At 70.0% G+C, this 17,312-nt stretch carries 16 protein-coding genes; 8 read left to right on the top strand and 8 right to left on the bottom strand.

From position 1 onward, the window contains the following. Positions 1–32 precede the first annotated feature (32 nt). Positions 33–227: a Trm112 family protein gene (locus tag QZM35_RS19555; protein WP_010090898.1), complete on the bottom strand. Its 195-nt coding sequence runs from the start codon at positions 225–227 to the stop codon at positions 33–35. Next, the gene (gene lpxK / locus QZM35_RS19550; protein ID WP_089426170.1) at positions 208–1,236 is read right to left on the bottom strand and encodes a tetraacyldisaccharide 4'-kinase; all 1,029 of its coding nucleotides are present in this window, start codon (positions 1,234–1,236) and stop codon (positions 208–210) included. The genes QZM35_RS19555 and lpxK overlap by 20 nt, the downstream gene beginning before the upstream one ends. A 450-nt stretch (positions 1,237–1,686) precedes the next feature. Between lpxK and xseA the strand changes: the two genes are divergently transcribed. Both xseA and sodB read left to right on the top strand, forming a co-directional pair. Continuing rightward, complete coding sequence (gene xseA, locus QZM35_RS19545; RefSeq protein ID WP_046544571.1) at positions 1,687–3,069, top strand: exodeoxyribonuclease VII large subunit; 1,383 nt, start codon at positions 1,687–1,689, stop codon at positions 3,067–3,069. Between the two features lie 227 nt (positions 3,070–3,296). Next, on the top strand, positions 3,297–3,875 hold the full coding sequence (sodB, locus tag QZM35_RS19540; RefSeq protein ID WP_011352986.1) for a superoxide dismutase [Fe]: 579 nt from the start codon (positions 3,297–3,299) through the stop codon (positions 3,873–3,875). A gap of 106 nt (positions 3,876–3,981) precedes the next feature. On the opposite strand, the gene chrA is transcribed toward sodB, so the two are convergent. Continuing rightward, positions 3,982–5,193: a chromate efflux transporter gene (gene chrA, locus QZM35_RS19535; protein WP_089426169.1), complete on the bottom strand. Its 1,212-nt coding sequence runs from the start codon at positions 5,191–5,193 to the stop codon at positions 3,982–3,984. 86 nt (positions 5,194–5,279) lie between these two features. Further along, entirely contained in the window at positions 5,280–5,987 is a 708-nt protein-coding gene (locus tag QZM35_RS19530) for a Crp/Fnr family transcriptional regulator (protein ID WP_089426642.1), read from the bottom strand. 81 nt (positions 5,988–6,068) lie between these two features. Here QZM35_RS19530 and QZM35_RS19525 point away from each other — a divergent pair, with 81 nt between their 5' ends. From QZM35_RS19525 to QZM35_RS19515, 3 genes are all read left to right on the top strand, one after another. Next, positions 6,069–6,593, top strand: a complete 525-nt coding sequence (locus QZM35_RS19525) for a DUF962 domain-containing protein (protein ID WP_089426168.1) — start codon at positions 6,069–6,071, stop codon at positions 6,591–6,593. Then, positions 6,586–7,632, top strand: coding sequence for a 2-dehydropantoate 2-reductase (locus tag QZM35_RS19520; RefSeq protein ID WP_089426167.1), 1,047 nt, complete (start codon positions 6,586–6,588; stop codon positions 7,630–7,632). Before QZM35_RS19525 ends, QZM35_RS19520 begins: the two co-directional genes overlap by 8 nt. Before the next feature lie 101 nt (positions 7,633–7,733). After that, positions 7,734–8,339, top strand: coding sequence for a methyltransferase domain-containing protein (locus QZM35_RS19515; RefSeq protein WP_089426166.1), 606 nt, complete (start codon positions 7,734–7,736; stop codon positions 8,337–8,339). 22 nt (positions 8,340–8,361) lie between these two features. On the opposite strand, the gene QZM35_RS19510 is transcribed toward QZM35_RS19515, so the two are convergent. Together QZM35_RS19510 and mdtD are read right to left on the bottom strand one after the other, a co-directional pair. After that, a complete protein-coding gene (locus QZM35_RS19510; RefSeq protein ID WP_089426165.1) occupies positions 8,362–9,636 on the bottom strand; it encodes an EAL domain-containing protein in 1,275 nt (424 codons plus the stop codon). A gap of 192 nt (positions 9,637–9,828) precedes the next feature. Then, positions 9,829–11,265: a multidrug transporter subunit MdtD gene (gene mdtD / locus QZM35_RS19505; protein WP_301776647.1), complete on the bottom strand. Its 1,437-nt coding sequence runs from the start codon at positions 11,263–11,265 to the stop codon at positions 9,829–9,831. Between the two features lie 220 nt (positions 11,266–11,485). Between mdtD and QZM35_RS19500 the strand changes: the two genes are divergently transcribed. Both QZM35_RS19500 and QZM35_RS19495 read left to right on the top strand, forming a co-directional pair. Continuing rightward, positions 11,486–11,809 carry a DUF2917 domain-containing protein gene (locus tag QZM35_RS19500; RefSeq protein WP_089426163.1) on the top strand — a complete coding sequence of 108 codons (324 nt, stop codon included), beginning with the start codon at positions 11,486–11,488 and terminating at the stop codon, positions 11,807–11,809. Positions 11,810–12,268: 459 nt separating this feature from the next. Then, positions 12,269–13,660, top strand: coding sequence for a CoA transferase (locus QZM35_RS19495; RefSeq protein WP_301776646.1), 1,392 nt, complete (start codon positions 12,269–12,271; stop codon positions 13,658–13,660). Positions 13,661–13,681: 21 nt separating this feature from the next. Here the strand turns inward: QZM35_RS19495 and QZM35_RS19490 are convergent, their stop codons facing one another. Then, positions 13,682–14,428: a GntR family transcriptional regulator gene (locus QZM35_RS19490; protein ID WP_011352976.1), complete on the bottom strand. Its 747-nt coding sequence runs from the start codon at positions 14,426–14,428 to the stop codon at positions 13,682–13,684. 166 nt (positions 14,429–14,594) lie between these two features. Here QZM35_RS19490 and QZM35_RS19485 point away from each other — a divergent pair, with 166 nt between their 5' ends. Next, positions 14,595–15,440 (top strand): aldo/keto reductase, encoded by an 846-nt coding sequence (locus QZM35_RS19485; RefSeq protein WP_089426160.1) that lies wholly within the window; start codon positions 14,595–14,597, stop codon positions 15,438–15,440. A gap of 26 nt (positions 15,441–15,466) precedes the next feature. Here the strand turns inward: QZM35_RS19485 and QZM35_RS38185 are convergent, their stop codons facing one another. Beyond that, on the bottom strand, positions 15,467–17,293 hold the full coding sequence (locus tag QZM35_RS38185) for a hypothetical protein (RefSeq protein WP_367620793.1): 1,827 nt from the start codon (positions 17,291–17,293) through the stop codon (positions 15,467–15,469). Positions 17,294–17,312: the final 19 nt, after the last annotated feature.

The raw sequence follows: 17,312 nt of genomic DNA, 5'->3' as shown, positions 1-17,312 counted from the left end.
GACGGGCCGCTACGAGGGGCGGGTCGGGCGGCTTAGCGGCCGGCCGGGTCGACCGGCGTGCCTTCGACGGTCTGGCGCGCCTCGTCGACCAGCATCACGGGGATGCCGTCGCGGATCGGGTAGGCGAGCTTGTCCGCGTTGCAGATCAGCTCCTGCGCGGCACGGTCATAGTGGAGCGGGCCTTTGCAGATAGGGCACACAAGGATTTCAAGCAGGCGAGCGTCCACGGAGTTTCTCCACAACGAGGGCAATGAGGCGAGGGTCGAGCGCGGCTTCGACGGGGACAACCCACAGTCGGGCGTCGCGCCAGGAAGCGCCCAATTTTACTGCATCCTTCTCGGTGATCAGGATCGCATCGACGGCGTCGTCGACGAACGGATTGTCGGTGAACGCGTAGTGGTCGGGCAGCGCGCGCGTCGCGGGCGCGAGACCGGCCGCGCGCAGCGTCGCGAAGAAGCGTTCCGGCGCGCCGATGCCGGCCGCGGCGAGCACGCGCTCGTTCGCGAATTGCGACAGCGGGCGGCGCAGCGCGGGCTGGTCGAGGTGCCACGCGGCGCCCGGCGTGAGCGCGAGCGAATAGGTGTCGGGCCACGGCGGCAGCGCGCCGCTGTACGGATCGTTGACGAGCGTGGCGTCGCGGTGCCGCGACAGCGGCTCGCGCAACGGCCCGGCCGGCAGCAGGAAGCCGTTGCCGCCGAGCCGGTGGTCGAACACGACGAGCTCGACCGTGCGCGCGAGGCGGTAGTGCTGCAGGCCATCGTCGCTGACGATCACGTCGACGTCCGGATGCGCGGCGCGCAGCGCCTGCGCGGCCGCGACGCGATCCGGGCAGACCCAGACGGGCGCACCGGTGCGGCGTGCGATCAGGAGCGGTTCGTCGCCGCCCGCGCCGGCGCGCGACGCGGGTGTGACGGCGGTCGGCGCCTTCACGTTCGCACCGTAGCCGCGCGATACGATGCCGGGCGTGAAGCCGGCCGCGCGCAACGCGTCGACGAGTGCGATCACGGTCGGCGTCTTGCCGGTGCCGCCGACGGTCACGTTGCCGACCACGACGACGGGCACGCCGACGTCGACCGGCTTCTTCCAGCCTTGCGCGTAGGCGGTGCGCCGCAGCGCCGCGCACAGGCCGAACACGCACGCGAACGGCGTGAGCGCCCACGCGAGCGCGCCGCGGCGCTGCCATTCGCGCGTCAGGCGGGCTTCGAGCCGGGCGAGCGGGCCGTCGGGCGCGCTCATCGGGCCGGGCGCGGCAGGTCGTGCGCCGCGGCGTGGGACGGATTCGTCAAGGCGGATTCTCCGTTGGGCGGCGCATGCCGCGGGGTCTGCGGAAGGCGGCACTCTAGCGCGCCGCGGGCGGGCGCGGCAAGCGCGACCGGCGGCCGCAGCTCGCGGGGCCGGATCGCGGCGGCTTGTGGATAACTCTGTGAAGAACTCCCTCCTCGATGGCGTCAAACGCCCGCCGGGTGGGCTTCGAATCGGATGAGAATCATTCAGAAAGATTTAAAAATATATAAAAATCAATGTGTTAGAGAGAATTGTCTGGATTTTTCCGCGGTTTTCACGTGTTTTAGGCCGATGATTGCCAAAGTGTGGACACCTTCCGAACGTCACGGTACATGCGCCCGGCGCTGGACGTCGCGTGCGTGTCGGACTATCGTGTCGCCGCCAGCATTCATTCGACCGTCCATGCCTTCCGACTCCCCATTTGCCGCACCGGGCGCGACCCGCGGCGGCGACGAAGTGATTCCCGTTTCGGCGCTCAATCGCGCGATTTCGACGATGCTCGAGCGCTCGTTTCCGCTGCTGTGGATTTCGGGCGAAGTGTCGAATTTCACGCGCGCCGCGAGCGGCCACTGGTATTTCTCGATCAAGGACCAGCAGGCGCAGATGCGCTGCGTGATGTTCCGCGGCCGCGCGCAGTACGCGGAGTTCACGCCGCGCGAAGGTGACCGGATCGAGGTGCGCGCGGTCGTCACGATGTACGAGCCGCGCGGCGAAGTGCAGCTCAACGTCGAGGCCGTGCGGCGCACCGGGCAGGGGCGCCTGTACGAGGCGTTCCTGCGGCTGAAGGCGCAGCTCGAGAGCGAGGGACTGTTCGCGCCCGAACGCAAGCGGCCGCTGCCGGCCCATCCGCGCGCGATCGGCATCGTCACGTCGCTGCAGGCGGCGGCGCTGCGCGACGTGCTGACCACGCTCGCCCGCCGTGCGCCGCACATTCCGGTGATCGTCTATCCGGCGCCCGTGCAGGGTGCGGGTTCCGCCGAAAAGCTCGTCGCGGCCGTCGAGACCGCGAATGCGCGCCGCGAGGTCGACGTGCTGCTGGTCTGTCGCGGCGGCGGCTCGATCGAGGATCTGTGGTCGTTCAACGACGAGGCGCTGGCGCGTGCGATCGCGGCGAGCGAACTGCCGGTCGTCAGCGGCGTCGGGCACGAAACCGATTTCACGATCGCGGACTTCGCGGCCGACGTACGTGCGCCGACGCCGACCGGCGCGGCCGAGCTGGCGAGCCCGCAGCGCGCGCTGCTGCTGCGCGAGGTCGGCGAGCGCCAGCGGGCGCTCGCGCGCGGCATGGAACGCCGGCTCGAACAGCGCGCGCAGCAGCTCGACTGGCTCGCGCGCCGGCTGGTGAGCCCGGCCGAGCGGCTGCAGCGGCAGCGCACGCACGTCGAGCAGCTCGCGGTGCGGCTGGCGTCGGCGGCGTCGCGGCCGGTGCGCGACGCGCGTGCGCGGTTCGCGCTCGCGCAGCTGCGCTGGCAGCGCGCACGGCCTGATCCGTCGCAGGCGCGCCAGGCGCTCGCGGGACTGTCGCAGCGTCTTGCGCTGGCCTTGCAGCGCCGTCACGAACGCGACACGGCTCGCGTGTCAGCCTGTGCGGCACGGCTCGAGGTGCTGAGCCCGCAGCGCACGCTCGAGCGCGGCTATGCGGCGCTGATCGATGCGCAGACGGGCCGCGCGGTGCGCACGCCGAACGCGCTGAAGCCGCAGCGCCGCCTGACCGTGCATCTCGCGGAAGGCTCGGCCGACGTGTCGATCGCCGACGTGCAGCCGCGGCTGACCGATACGATCTGACGTAACGGGTGCAAGCGAAGCGAAGGTTGTCGCAACGGACGCATCGTGCACGGGAACGGATGCTGCTCATCGTCGGGTTCGTCCTGCCGGACGTTGCGCAAACATCGCTTTTCCGCATACCGCGGATAAATGGCCCGTGAGTTTGCGGGGTTATTCGTCCTCGCCTACAATCGGACGCTCGGCAGCATCCAACACAGCCTCCCTACATACTCAACGAAGGAATCGCCATGGCTCATACGCTCCCGCCGCTCCCGTACGCTGAAGACGCACTCGCGCCGACCATCTCGCTCGAGACGATCCAGTACCACTACGGCAAGCACCATCAGGCTTATGTGACGAACCTGAACAATCTGATCCCGGGCACGGAATTCGAAAACCTGTCGCTGGAAGAGATCGTGAAGAAGTCGTCGGGCGGCATCTTCAACAACGCCGCGCAAATCTGGAACCACACGTTCTTCTGGAACAGCCTGTCGCCGAACGGCGGCGGCGCACCGACGGGCGCGCTGGGCGACGCGATCAACGCGAAGTGGGGTTCGTACGACGCATTCAAGGAAGCGTTCACGAAGGCTGCAGTCGGCACGTTCGGCTCGGGCTGGGCATGGCTCGTGAAGAAGGCTGACGGTTCGCTCGACATCGTGTCGACGAGCAACGCAGCAACGCCGCTGACGACCGCCGACAAGGCACTGCTGACGATCGACGTGTGGGAACACGCGTACTACATCGACTACCGCAACGCACGTCCGAAGTTCGTCGAAGCGTTCTGGAACATCGTGAATTGGGACTTCGCAGCGAAGAACTTCGCGTAAGGTCCGGCGCCTGCGCGCCGCTGCGGCGCGCGGCACCCAGCAAAAAAGCCCTCGAAACGAGGGCTTTTTTGTTTTTGACGCGGTGAAACGTGTCGCGCGCACCTGGTCAGGCCGGGAGGCCGAGCCCCCAGCCGAGCGCGGCGCTCGCGATCACGACGGCCCACGGCGGCACGCGCCAGAACACCAGCGCGACGAACGCGACGAGCGCGGCGGCCAGATCGCGCGGCGCCACGATCGTGTCGGTCCAGACCGGGTGATAGAGCGCGGCGAGCAGCAGCCCGACGACGGCCGCGTTCACGCCGGCGAGCGCGGCCTGCATCCACGTGCTGCGGCGCAGGCGTTCCCAGAACGGCGCGGTGCCGGCCACCAGCAGGAACGACGGCGCGAAGATCGACACCAGCGCGATCGTGCCGCCGAGCCAGCCGTTCGGCGCAGTGCGCAGCGACGCGCCGAGGAACGCCGAGAACGTGAACAGCGGCCCCGGCACGGCCTGCGCGACGCCATATCCGGCCAGGAACGCCGCATCGCCGACCCAGCCGGGCGCGACCACGGCCGCCTGCAGCAGCGGCAGCACCACGTGACCGCCGCCGAACACGAGCGCGCCCGTGCGGAAGAACGCATCGACGACGGCAAGCGTATCGGAGCGCAGCGCGTGGGCAGCGAACGGCAGGACGACGAGGAGCGCCGCGAACAGCGCGAGCCACAGCACGCCCGCGCGAGGCGACACGTGCAGCGGCAACGGATCGTGCGCGCCACGTGGCGGCTGCGGCAGCAACACGAGGCCGGCCAACCCGGCCGCGACGATCACCGCGACCTGGGTCCACGCGGCCGGTGCGAGCAGCGCAACGCAGGCGGCCGCGGCCATCAGCGTGACGCGGCGCGCATCCGGGCACAGCGTGCGCGCCATGCCCCATACGGCTTGCGCGATCACGGCGACCGACACGATGCGCAGCCCGTGCAGTGCGCCGGCTTCGATCGGCTCGCCCGTTGCATGCACGCCGAGCGCGAACAGCATCATCAGCAGCGCCGACGGCAGCGTGAAGCCGAGCCACGCGGCGAGCATGCCCGCGTAGCCGGCGCGCGCGAGGCCGATCGCCATCCCGACCTGGCTGCTTGCGGGCCCGGGCAGGAACTGGCATAGCCCGACGAGATCCGCGTATGTGCGCTCGGTGAGCCAGCCGCGCCGCGTGACGAATTCGGTGCGGAAGTAGCCGAGATGCGCGACCGGGCCGCCGAACGACGTGAGGCCGAGCCGCAGGAACGCGATGAACACAGGCCACGGATGGCGGGACGGAGCGGAGGCGGTCGACGTGCTCAAGGCGAGGCGGGCGGATGAACGGACGAGCCGCCACGATAGCGCAACGCGGTGACGGCGGGGAGGCCGCGTGGCGGTGGTGCGGAACCTCAGCGCATGCCGTCGGGCAACCCGCTCGCGCGCCGCAGCGCATCGACGTCGACGAGCTCGATCTCGCCGACGTGCAACCGCACGACGCCGTCGGCCTGCAGCGCCTTCAGCAACTGGTTGGTGGTCTGCCGCGTCAGCGACAGCATCGCCGCGAGCTTTTCCTGCGACAGCCGGATGCGGGTGCGGCCGGCGCTGATCCCGCCGTAGCCGTCGGCGATCATCAGCAGCCGGGCGGCGAGCCGCTGCGCGGCCGGCATCACGCTCATCGATTCGACGGTCAGGAAGCTCAGGCGCAGTTTCTGCGCCATCAGCAGCGCGAATTGCCGCCAGTATTGCGGCGTCGCATCGAGGATCGCGAGCAGCGCGGCCTGCGGGACGTGCAGCAGCAGCGCGTCGTCGAGCGCGATCGCGTCGTGCGTGCGCGGCTGGCCGTCGAACAGCGCGATTTCGCCGAACCAGGTGACGGGCTCGGCCACCGTCAGCAGCGCTTCCTTGCCCTGCGGGTCGACCGCACCTATCGTGAGTGAACCGGCCAGTACCGCGTACAGCCCGCACGGCGGGTCGCCGCGCCGGAACAGCGCCTGGCCGGCAGGCAGCCGGCGCAGCGCCGCGCGGGCGAGCAGATCCGCGCGCAACGCGGGCGGCAGCGCGGCGAACCACGGGTTCGCTTCGATCTGCGGCAGGTACGGGGCGAGCGAAGAGGGTATGGGCACGCGATGTCGGGTAGCTGACAGAGGTTCTCGGGCGTGACGCGCATCATAGCGCTCAACCATGGACCAGGAGACGCGATGAAGACACTCGAAGACCATCTTGCCCAGTATGCGGCGTACCACCGCGACGCGCGCAACATCGCGACGCATCTGGTCGGCATTCCGATGATCGTGTTCGCGGTCGAGGTGCTGCTGTCGCGGCCGGTGCTCGGGGTGCTGGCCGGCATTGCGCTGTCGCCGGCGCTGCTGCTGGCCGTCGCGTTCGCGCTGTTCTACCTGCGTCTCGACCTGCGGTTCGGGATCGTGATGACCGCGCTGTTCGCGCTCGGCCTGTGGGCCGCGCAGGCGCTCGCGTTGCTGCCGACCGCGCAATGGCTCGCGATCGGCATCGGCGCGTTCGTCGTCGGCTGGATCGTGCAGTTCGTCGGGCACTGGTTCGAGGGGCGCAAACCCGCGTTCGTCGACGATCTGGTCGGCCTGATGGTCGGGCCGCTGTTCGTCGTCGCCGAGGTCGCGTTCTTCGCGGGGCTGCGCGGCGACGTGCGCCGCGAAGTCGAGCGTCGGGCCGGCCCCGTGCACGGCGGCGCGCATTCGCATGTCTGACGCCGCGGTCTGCATGTTCGGCGCGGGCGCGGTCGGCTGCTATCTCGGTGGACGGCTTGCGGCGGCCGGCGCGAATGTGACGCTCGTCGGCCGCGCGCGGATCGGTGACGCGATCCATCGGCACGGGTTGACGCTGACCGACCAGCGTGGCTACCGTGCGACGCTCGCGCCGGCCGACGTCGTGTTCGAGTCCGATCCTGCGGCTGCGGCCACCGCGCGGCTCGTGCTCGTGGCGGTGAAATCGGCCGCGACGCGTGAGGCCGCGGCGCAGCTTGCCGGCGTGCTGCGGCCCGGCACGGTCGTGGTCAGTTTCCAGAATGGCCTGCACAACGCCGACGTGCTGCGCGAAGCGCTACCGCAAGCCACCGTACTGGCCGGCCTGGTGCCGTTCAACGTGATCGAGCGCGCGCCCGGTGCGTTTCATCAGGGATCGGCCGGCGCGCTGGCGGCCGAAACCTCCCCCGCGCTGACGCCGTTCGCCGGCGCATTCGCGCGTGCCGGGCTGCCGCTCGCGCTGCATCGCGACATGCGGGCCGTGCAATGGGCGAAGCTGCTGCTCAACCTGAACAACGCGGTCAACGCGCTCGCGAACCTGCCGCTGCGCGACGAACTCGCGCAACGTGCGTACCGGCGCTGCGTCGCGCTTGCGCAGCGCGAAGCGCTGCACTGGCTGGCGCGGGCCGCGATCCGGCCCGCGCGGCTGACGCCGTTGCCGGCCGGGTGGCTCCCGGCCGTGCTCGACTTGCCCGATCCGGCGTTTCGCGCGCTGGGCGGCCGGATGCTCGCGATCGACCCGCTCGCGCGTTCGTCGATGTCCGACGATCTTGCTGCGGGGCGGGCGACGGAAGTCGAGTGGATCAACGGCGAGGTCGTGCGGCTGGCCGCGCACTTCGGCGGGCAGGCGCCCGTCAATGCGCGACTGTGCGCGCTCGTGCACGACGCGGAACGCGCGGCGGCACGCCCGGCCTGGCGCGGCGATGCGCTGTGGGCCGAGCTGACCGCGCAGGCGCCGCGCGCGGGCGAGGTGCGGGCTGCGTAGGGGCTGCACGGCTCGCCGCATGGGCGTGCGCGATGCCGCACGGAGTGTGCAACGGCTAAGATGCGGAGTGCGTCATGCGACGCCTATGCGGAGCCGTCACCATGGTGGATCGCCCGACTCTCGATGCCTACGACGCCCACGCCGCGCAATACGCGCAGGACTGGCTCGACCAGGCTGCGCCCGACGACATGTACGCGTTGCTGGAGCAGCATTTTTCGCCGGGGCCGACCGCGGACGTCGGCTGCGGGGCCGGGCGCGATACGGCCTGGCTTGCGTCGCGCGGCTTCGACGTGCGCGGCTACGACGCGAGCGCCGCGCTGCTCGACGAGGCGCGGCGCCGCCATCCGGATCTCACCTTCGAGCTGGCCGCGCTGCCGGCGCTGGCCGGCGTGCCGTCCGGCGCGTTTCGCAACGTGCTGTGCGAAACGGTCGTCATGCATCTCGAACAGGCGGAGGCGGCCGCTGCCGCCGCGCGACTGGCCGAGCTGCTGATGCCGGGCGGCACGTTGTACATGAGCTGGCGGGTGGCTGGAAATGGCGCGTTGCGTGACGAGCGCGGCCGCCTCTACACGCCGCTCGATTCGGCGCGGATGCGCTCGGCGCTGGGCGCCGGCACGCAAGTGATCGACGAGCACGAGGTCGTCAGCGCCTCGTCCGGCAAGCGCGTGCACCGGCTGATCGTACGCAAGGCTGCCGCCGCCGCATAAGTGGGGCGGCGCGGCGGCGCGTTCATTCGCGGTTGAGTGCCGCTTCCCAGTTGATGTCGACGCAGAGCACCTGCATGCCGGTCGCGACCGGCGCGGCGATCGACGCCGTCACGCACAGGTGCGCCTCGTTGATCGACAGGTAGGGTGCCGTCAGGTGCACACGGCCCGGCGCGCGCATCGCATCGATGAAGTACGGACGGCGTTCCCAGCTCGCCCCTTCCGAATGCAGCAGCGGCCGGAAGCGCTTCGCGCGCTGCGAGACGCTGCCGCGCGCGAGCACGTTGTCGCCGATCTGGCGCCCCGATGCGTCGAGCAGGAAGCAGCGTGCGGTCTCGGGCAGCCCGAGTACGGCTGCGGCCGCGTCGGTCAGCGATTCTCCCGCGACGAGCTTCTGGCTCGCTTCCTCGAGCGCCGCGACGTACGGCGCGAGCCGTTCCGCCTGCGTGCGCTCGCGTTTCGCGACGCGCAGCCGCAACGCGGCCGACAGCGTATCCATGCAGCCCGCGGCGGCCTGCGGCTGCACCGGTTCGACGCTCGGCCCCGCGAAGTACTGGCCCTGCACGAAATCGACGTCGCACTCCAGTGCGATCAGCGCGTCGCGCTCGGTCGCGAGCCCGCCCATCAGCACAAGCTGCCCGGATTCGTGCAGCAGCGACACGAGCCCCGGCAGCACGCGTTCGAGATGTGAGTGCTCGCTCGCCTGCGCGAGGATGCCGCGGTCGAGCGTGACGATGTCGGGATGCAGGTGCCACACGCGGTCGATGTTCGAATGCTTCGCGCCGAACCCGACGAGCGCGATCAGGAAGCCGGCCTTGCGCAGCCCGTCGACGATCGCCGCATAGCGCGGCGTCTCACCGCCCGCCTGTTCGGGCACCTCGAGCACGACGCGATGCGGCGGCAGCCCGAGCGCCTTCAGGTTCGCGAGCAGCGCGTCGCTGTAGACGGTGTCCATCAGCGCGGCCGGATGCAGGCTCAGGAAGAGCCATTCGTCATGGCTGTCGAATGCGTGGAAGTTGCCGAGATGCAGCGATTCGGCGAGCCGGCCGAGCTCGAGCAGGTCGCCGCGCCGCGCCGCCTGCGTGAACACCTCGTGCGACGCCACCTGGCGGCTTTCCTCGTCGTGCGCACGCAGCGACGCGTGATAGCCGATCGCGCGGCGGTGCGACACCGAGAAAACGGGCTGGAACACGCTGAACACGGTGTAGCCGCCGTACAGCACGGTGCGCCGGTTCCCGTCGTCGCCGGCGATGGGGCGGGGCGGCTGAAAGCCGGGGGGATCGATTTCGATCATGCTCATGATGTCGGCCGAAGGAAGACTGCCAGTTTACCTAGAGAATAGGCGAGCAAGAAGCGTGCACGGCATCGTACCCCGTGCGGCGGCGCGTCGCGGCCGAGCCCCGCGGGGCATTGCCGGTGTTTCGGATGTGCATCGCGGGGCCGCGCTGCACCGTGATGGTGCGCGCCGACCCGGTTCGGCGCGCGCCACGCATCACGCGCGCTCGGACGGGTCGGTCTTGCGCGCGGTGCTGCGGATCTCGGGCGCGAGCTGCGCGAAGATCCACGCGGAAGCCGCCGTGATGATCCCGACGCAGACGAACGTCGCATGGAACGCCGGCAGCGTGTTGCTCGGCGTCACGGTGCGCAGCATGCCCGTGAACGTCGCGAGCAGCGCGCCCGCGACCGTGACGCCGAGGCTCATCGACAGCATCTGCACGAGCGAGAACAGGCTGTTGCCGCTGCTCGCGCCGCCCGTGCCGAGATCCTTCAGCGTCAGCGTGTTCATCGCGGTGAACTGCATCGAGTTGAAGCCGCCGAACAGCGCGAGATGCACGACCTTCACCCAGACGGGCACCGTGTCGCGCATCAGCGCGAAGCTCGCCATCATCACGCCGACCATGATCGTGTTCGCGAGCAGCACCTTGCGATAGCCGTGCCGCGTGATCAGGCCCGTGATGATCCGCTTCGAGAACATCCCGGCGGCGGCCACCGGCAGCATCATCAGCCCGGCCTCGAACGCCGAGTAGCCGAGGCTCACCTGCAGCAGCAGCGGGATCAGGTACGGCATCGCGCCGCTGCCGATCCGCGCGAACAGGTTGCCGAGCAGCCCGACGCTGAACGTATGGATCCGGAACAGCTCGAGCGAGAAGATCGGTTGCGGCGCGCGCACCGCATACAGCCCGTACGCGACGAAGCACGCGAGGCTCAGGATCAGCAGCACGAGCACGGCCGCGTGCTGCATCCCGAGATCGGCGAGCCCGTCGAGCGACAGCGAGATCGCGACCATGCCGATCGTCAGCAGCAGATAGCCCTTCAGGTCGAAGCGGCCGACGGCCGGGTTGCGCGAATCGGGCATCGAATAGAAGGTCGCGATGCAGCCCGCGACGCCGACCGGCACGTTGATCAGGAAGATCCAGTGCCACGACGCGATCTTCACGAGCCAGCCGCCGAGCGTCGGCCCGATCAGCGGACCGATCAGGCCGGGAATCGCGACGAACGACAGCGCGGCCAGGTAGCGCTCGGCCGGAAAGGTACGCAGCACCGCGAGCCGTCCGACCGGCAGCAGCATCGCGCCGCCGACCCCCTGCACGACGCGGAACGCGACAAGTTGCGTGAGCGAATGCGCATTCGCGCACAGCAGCGAGCCGAGCGAGAACACCAGGATCGCGCTGAAGAACACACGCCGCGTGCCGAAGGTATCGGCGAGCCAGCCCGAGACCGGGATCATTACCGCCATCGTCAGCGAGTACGCGATCACGACCGACTGCATCCGCAGCGGCGATTCGCCGAGGCTCGCGGCCATCGACGGCAGCGCCGTGTTCACGATGGTCGCATCGAGCGTCTGCATGAAGAAGCCCGTTGCGACGAGCCAGAGCATCACGGTGAGGTTCTTTTCGCCGGGAGCGGCGGCAGGCGGGCGCTGGAACATGGGGGCGGAAGGGGGGCGCGGGACAGCCGACATTGTAGGGAAAGCCGTCGCGTCGTGCCGGTTCGGCGCAAGGACGGCGCGCAGTCCCGGCCGGCGGGTGCCCCGTCTCCGTCGATCGACCAGTACAGTTCAGCCAAAAGTGTCTGCATCCGTATCTGTCCGCGTGCTGCCACTGTCCGAAATACTGATGCCATCGGATCCGTGCGACCAGGAGGCTGCCATGCGCGAACTGCGACTTTATGTGATCGATGGCGACGAGCCGGCCGGTCGCTGGCGGATCGTCGATCGCACCTCGCTGGAGGTGGCCGACGGCGAGATCTGGGTGACGATCGAGGGCTTGCCCGACGATCACTGGCTTGGTGCCGGGGATTCGTTGATGCTGACGCGCGGCATGCGCGTATGGGTCAGCGCGGGGTCGCTGGGTGCGACGTTTGCGTTCGGTCCGCTCGAGGTGCCGGCGAGGCGCGCCGCGCAGGCGTGGTGGAGGCCGCTCGTCGCGTGGCGCGACGGCCGGCGTCACGCGCCCGCGTCGTTGCCGACGTAGCGCGCCCGGGGCGGGATCAGCGCTCCGTCTGTGCATTGTTCGAACGCATGCGTGATCCAGCCGGCCGTGTGGTCATGCGGCGATCTGCGTGATCTGCGTGATCTGCGAGTCCGGCTCCGGTACGTCCCGGTCGAGCGAACGTTCGACGCTCGCGCGGGAGCGTTTCGCGTCGGCACGGCAGCGTGCGGGCAGCCGCGCTCGATTCGCGTGAGGCTAGCGGTACCCTGTTGCGCGATCCGGTAGTGAGCGCAGCAGGTCGCGGTTCACACGTGCAGGGGTTCACACCGGTATCGAGGATACCGGCAGGTTTCTTGCGCACTGGAAGGGGTGAGGTCGGCCGTTTCTGCCGGAACGCAGGGGATACGACCGTGCGTGATGTGCGGATTCATGCAATCAGGATTGCTCGCGGTTGCCGCCGATCCTAGACTCGATGTTGTCTTTCTCACCGCCCATTCCGCCATGACCCCCGAACTTGCTTTGGCGCATCTGTGGCGGCTCGCACACGGCGACCCCGGCGCGCTGGCCCGTGCGACCGTAACAGGGCAGGACCCGACGCTGCCGTCGACCTTCCGGGTCGGCACGCTGGCCGCGGCGACGATCGCGGCAGCCGGGCTCGCGGCGGCCGAATGCCACCGGCTTCGCACGGGTGTTGCGCAATCCGTCGACGTGTCGGTGCGCGACGCGCTCGTCGCATTCCGCAGCGAACGCTACCTGCGCGTGGACGATGGTCCGCCGCCGGAGTTGCGTCATCCGGTGACGGGCTTCTTCGAGACGGGCGACAGACGCTGGATCCAGTTGCACGCGAACTTCCCGCATCACCTGAGCGGCATTCTCGACGTGCTTGGCTGCGGCGCGCAGCGGGACGATGTCGCCGCGGCGATCCGCACGTGGGACGGTGCGACACTCGATACCGCGCTGGCCGACGCCGGGCTGTGTGCCGCATTGATCAGAACACCTGACGAGTGGGCGTCACTCGAGCAGGCGCGCGCGATCGCGTCGCTGCCGCTGTTCGAGATCGAGCGGATCGGCGATGCACCGGTCGAGCCGATCGGTCGAGGCGAAGCCGCCCAGCCGCTCACGGGTGTGCGTGTGCTCGATCTCACGCGCATCATCGCGGGGCCGGTCGCGGGCCGCACGCTGGCGTCGCACGGCGCGCAGACGCTGCTCGTCAACGGTCCGCACCTGCCGAACATCGCGCCGCTCGTGATCGACAACGGGCGCGGCAAGCGTTCGACGTGGATCGACTTGCGCGATGCGGCGGGCATCGATACGCTGCACGCGCTCGCACACGACGCGGATGTGTTCCTGCAGTCGTACCGGCCGGGCGCGCTCGCGGCGCGCGGCTTCGCGCCGCACGCACTGGCGATGCGGCGCCCAGGCATCGTGTACGTGTCGATATCTGCGTACGGGCATGCGGGGCCGTGGGCGCAGCGGCGCGGCTTCGACAGCCTCGTGCAGTCGGCGAGCGGGATCGCGTGGCAGGAGCAGCAGGCCGCGCATGCGGACGCGCCGCGCCACCTGCCGTGCCAGGCGCTCGATCACGCAACGGGTTATCTCGCGGCGTTCGGCGCGATGATCGCGCTCGCGCGCCGGGCGCGCGAAGGGGGAAGCTGGCACGTGCGGCTGTCGCTCGCGCAGACGGGACGCTGGCTGCAGTCGTTCGGCATCGTGCCGGCCGGCCTGCAGGCACCCGATCTCGCGCATACCGACGTGCGCGACCGGATCGAGCGCATCGCGTCGCCGTTCGGCACGCTCGACGCGGTGCGGCCGGCCGAGCGGTTGTCGGCGACCCCGCCGTCGCTTGCGCGCCCGCCCGTGCCGCTCGGTACCGACGAGGCGCGCTGGCTGTGAGCGCCGGCGGCGCGGCGGGCGTTACTTGCGCAGCTCGACGACGAAGTCGTAGTAGTCGTTGCGGCAGTAGGTGTCGGTCAGTTCGATCGCGCGCTGGTCCGACGTATAGCCGATCCGCGTGATCAGCAGCAGCGCGTCGTGCGGCGCGATGCCCATCTGCTCGGCGATCTCGTCGGTCGCGTTGACCGCGCGGAAATGCTGCAGCGCGCGCACGATCGGCGTGCCGCGCGCTTCGAGATAGCTGTACAGCGAGCCGCCGATCGCCTGCGGATCGGGGATCAGCGTCGCGGGGAACGTCGAATTCTCGACGGCCATCACGATGCCGTCGGCGAGTCGCAGGCGCTTCAGGCGCGTGACCGATGCGGCCGGCGACAGCCCGAGCTGGATCACTTCGTCGCGGTTCGCCGGCTGGATCTCGCGCGCGAGCCATTGCGAGCTCGGCTTGAAGCCGCGCCGTTCGAGCATTTCGCTGAAGCTCGACAGCCGCGACAGCGGATCTTCGTAGCGCGGCTGGATGAAATTGCCGGCGCCCTGCGTGCGGCGAATCAGGCCTTGCTCGACGAGCAGCGCGATCGCCTTGCGCGCGGTGATGCGCGAGACGCCGAGCGCATCGGACAGCACGCGCTCGGAGGGCAATGCCTCGCCGGCCGTCCAGCGGTTGTCGTGGATCGCATCGCCGAGCTTGCGGGCGAGCTGCAGGTAGAGCGGCGTGTCGTTGTCGGGGTCGGGGCGCAGGTCCTGCCAGCGGTCGTCCGTGGATGCCTTCATGGAGTGGGTATCGATCTGATTGCGGCCATTCTAAGTCATCACGTGGCGCCGTTATAGCCGGTTTTTGTCGTGCAATAGGTGAATGGCGCGCCGATTGACTACACTGATGCGTCGTATTCCATGGCTGGGCCGCGGTGCGCGGCCACGAATCCGCAACGAGGAACGCATGACAGACACGATCGCCACGGTCGTCCTGCCGGACGGCGAGACGATTCCGAAGCTTGGCCTGGGCACGTGGGAAATGGGCGAACGGCCGGGCCGGCGCGCAGACGAGATCGCGGCGCTGCGCGAAGGCGTCGCGCTCGGGATGACGCTGGTCGATACGGCGGAGATGTACGGTGACGGCGCGACCGAGGAGCTGGTGGGCGAAGCACTCGCGGGCTTGCGCGACGACGTGTTCCTCGTCAGCAAGGTCTATCCGCACCATGCGAGCCGGCGCGGCGTCGTCGCCGCGTGCGATGCGAGCCTCGAGCGCCTGCGTACCGATCGCCTCGACCTGTACCTGCTCCACTGGCGCGGCTCGGTGCCGCTCGAGGAGACGGTCGAAGGCTTCGAGGCGCTGCGGCGCGCGGGCAAGATCCGTCACTGGGGCGTCAGCAATTTCGATACGGCCGACATGGCCGAGCTCGTCGATGAAGCCGGTGGCGGTGCGTGCGCGACCAACCAGATCCTTTACAACATCGCGCGGCGCGGCCCCGAGTTCGACCTGCTGCCGTGGCTTGCCGAGCACCGGATGCCGGCGATGGCCTACAGTCCGGTCGATCACGGGCGGCTGCCGAAGCACTCGCCGCTCGACGAGATCGCGCGGCAGCGCGGCGTGTCGGTGATGCGCGTCGCGCTCGCGTGGGTGCTCGCGCAGCCGGGGGTGTTCGCGATCCCGAAGGCATCGCGGCTCGAACACGTGCGCGACAACCGGGCCGCGCTCGATTTCGTGCTCAGCGATGACGAGCGCGCGCAGCTTGACGCTTACTTCCGTCCGCCACGCAGCAAGCGCGCGCTCGAGATGCTCTGACGATACCCGCGGATCAACGCAGCAGGTCAGTGGTGGCCTCCTGACGATCCGCCGTTGCCGTGACCGCCGCCGTTGCCGTTCCCGGTGCCATGGCCGTTGCCGACACCGTTGGCCCCGCCATTGCCGGCGCCGCCACTGCCGTTTCCATTGCCGTTGCCACCGCCATTGCCGTGGCCGCCGTTGCTGCCGGTACCGCCGCCGTTGCCCGAGCCGCTGCTGCCGCCGGCGCCATTGCCATTGCCGCGACCGTTGCCGACACCGTTGGCCCCGCCATTGCCGGCGCCGCCACTGCCGTTTCCGTTGCCGTTGCCACCGCCGTTACCGTTGCTGCCGGTACCGCCGCCGTTGCCCGAGCCGCTGTTGCCGCCGGCGCCATTGCCATTGCCGCGACCGTTGCCGACACCGTTGGCCCCGCCATTGCCGGCGCCGCCACTGCCGTTTCCATTGCCGTTGCCACCACCGTTACCGTGGCCACCGCCGTCGCCATGGCCACCGCCGTTGCCGTGGCCGCCGCCACCGCCGTCACCATGGCCACCACCGTTGCCGTGGCCGCCGCCACCGCCGTCACCATGGCCACTACCGTTGCCGTGGCCGCCGCCACCGCCGTCGCCGTCGCCATGGCCACCACCGTTGCCGTGACCACCGCCATCGCCGTCGCCATGGCCACCACCGTTGCCGTGACCACCGCCATCGCCGTCGCCATGGCCGCCACCGTTGCCGTGACCACCGCCACCGCCGTCGCCATGGCCACCACCGTTGCCGTGGCCGCCGCCACCGCCGTCACCATGGCCACCACCGTTGCCGTGACCACCGCCATCGCCGTCGCCATGGCCGCCACCGTTGCCGTGACCGCCGCCGTCACCGTTCCCATGGCCGCCATTGCCGTGACCGCCGCCGTCACCGTTGCCCTGGCCACCGCTGCCGTGACCGCCACCATCACCGTCCCCGTGGCCGCCGTTGCCGTGACCGCCGCCATCACCGTCACCACCACCACCGCCATGGCCACCATGTCCGCCGTGACCTCCGCCGCCTGAAGTTCCACCACCGGAAGTGCCGCCTCCCGAGGTACCGCCACCGGAGGTACCGCCGCCCGAAGTACCGCCACCGGAGGTGCCGCCACCCGAAGTGCCGCCACCGGAAGTACCGCCACCCGAGGTACCGCCACCGGCGGTGCCGCCGCCGGAAGTGCCACCACCGGAAGTACCGCCGCCGGAAGTACCGCCACCCGAAGTACCGCCACCGGCGGTGCCGCCGCCGGAAGTGCCACCACCGGAAGTACCGCCGCCGGAAGTACCGCCACCCGAAGTACCGCCACCCGAAGTACCGCCACCCGAAGTGCCGCCACCCGAAGTGCCACCACCCGAAGTGCCACCACCCGAAGTGCCACCACCGGAAGAACCACCACCCGAACCCCCGCTGCCGGACGCATTGCCTCCGCGGCCCGAGCCACCTGAACCACTCGTGCCGCCGGATGTTCCGCTTGTCGTTCCGCCGACACCAGCAGGCCCGACGGTACCGTTCCCGTTGTTGCCGCTACCGCCGCCGTTCCCGTTCCCGTTTCCGCTACCGGGGCTGCCGCCGCTGCCATTGCCGCCCGAGCCTGCGCCATTTCCGCCCACGCGCCCGCCGGCGAAGACGTGCACCGCGCACGCCGCCGGATTGGCTGCGCAAGGCGAAGCATCGTCGACCAGCGTCATGATGACGTCCGCGCTGGCAACTGCATCGGCCGCGGCGTCCGGTGTCGCATCCTGTGCGACGGCATACGAGCAGCAGCACGCGAACGCGGCTGCGGCGAACAAGGTTGCGCGATAGCGCCGTCCCGGCGTACGGAACGGTTGTTTCTTCTTGAGCATCATGGCCTCCCCATGCGCG

Source organism: Burkholderia sp. AU45274 (assembly GCF_030482505.1).
In the GTDB taxonomy this organism is placed as follows: domain Bacteria; phylum Pseudomonadota; class Gammaproteobacteria; order Burkholderiales; family Burkholderiaceae; genus Burkholderia.
This window is presented reverse-complemented; position numbering and strand designations above follow the sequence as displayed.